Raw genomic sequence first — 1,538 nt, forward strand, 5'->3', positions numbered from 1 at the left:
TATACCTATGTTTGTTGACTGGGATCTATTTTACGATACGTTTCCGATGCCCGCAGCTCACGCAAATTCGGGAAATGATCCGTTTGCTTTTTGATGGCAATAGTTCGGACAAAGGAATTTCCTCATTTCAGGCATTCTCGCTCGCTATCTCCGGTCGTGTGGGTACAGGCAACATTGCCGGTGTTGCAACAGCCATCGCCATGGGCGGTCCCGGAGCTATCTTTTGGATGTGGGTCATCGCTTTTTTGGGCAGTGCATCGGCTATCGTGGAGGCTGCGCTCGGCCAGATGTACAAAGAGGTCAATGACGGAGAATATCGGGGCGGGCCAGCATTTTATATTCTGAAAGGATTGCGTTCCAAGGCTTTCGCCTGGACATTTGCTATCGTCACGATCATCAGTACCGGATTTTTACTCCCCGGCGTGCAGAGTAATAGCATCGGTGCGGCGGTTGAATCAGCCTTCAACTTGTCGCCGAGCGTCACCGGATTGAGCATAGCGGCCTTACTGGCCATCATTATTATCGGCGGTGTCAAGCGGATCAGTACCGTCGCTGAGTATGTCGTTCCATTTATGGCGGGAGCCTATATTCTGATGGCATTAGTCATTATCGGTCTCAATTTTACGCAGATACCAGCCATCATTTCACTGATTGTAAAAGCCGCCTTCAATCTGGAGGCAACCTTTGGTGCTGTGGCGGGCATGGCAATTTCATGGGGCGTAAAACGGGGCATTTACAGCAATGAAGCCGGTCAGGGCACCGCGCCACATGCTGCTGCCGCCGCCGAAGTATCGCATCCCATCAAGCAGGGGCTGGTTCAGGGCTTTTCAGTCTATGTCGATACCATGTTTGTCTGTACTGCAACAGCCTTGATGATCCTATTTACGGGACAATATAATGTGGAAAATCCAAACGGAGGGTTTATCGTACAGCACCTTCCCGCTACGGAAATGGGGCCGGGCTTTACGCAGCAGGCCGTGTCACATCACTTCCCTACCATCGGGGGTGCTTTTGTCGCTTTAGCATTAGCGTTTTTCGCGTTCACAACTATCATGGCCTATTATTATATTGCCGAAACCAATATCAGTTTTGTAAGTCGCAAAAAACAGCACAAGACCATACTTATCTGGGTTTTGCGCCTGCTTATGTTAGTATCCACCTATGTAGGCTGCATCAGTACGGCAAAGTCTGCCTGGACGTTGGGCGATATTGGCGTTGGACTCATGGCCTGGCTCAACCTGATCGCAATTTTATTGCTCCACAAAAAAGTACTTGCCATTTATGATGACTATCGTGAGCAGCAGAAGGCCAAGAAAGATCCGATTTTTAACAACGATAAGTTTAATTTTCCGAACATGGAACTATGGTCCAAAAAAAATAGCGACACGCTAAACTAGCTGATTGAAATAGTTGCATTTTTTCCTGGTACTATTAAGTAAACCATGCGCGATTATTCGTCGAATAGCATTTTAAGTCAAATTAAAGTGCTATCCGACGTTTAAACAAAAGGTTATCGAAATACCTTCTGTATTAATTTA

At 47.2% G+C, this 1,538-nt stretch carries 1 protein-coding gene; it reads left to right on the plus strand.

What is annotated here, in order from left to right; translation table 11 throughout:
• Window positions 1-1,397, plus strand: a 1,397-nt coding sequence (locus VN105_RS06210; RefSeq protein WP_325638980.1) for an alanine/glycine:cation symporter family protein, incomplete at its 5' end; no start/stop codon positions are given.
• Window positions 1,398-1,538: the final 141 nt, after the last annotated feature.

The sequence above is a fragment of the Chitinophaga sp. genome (assembly GCF_035564935.1).
In the GTDB taxonomy this organism is placed as follows: domain Bacteria; phylum Bacteroidota; class Bacteroidia; order Chitinophagales; family Chitinophagaceae; genus Chitinophaga.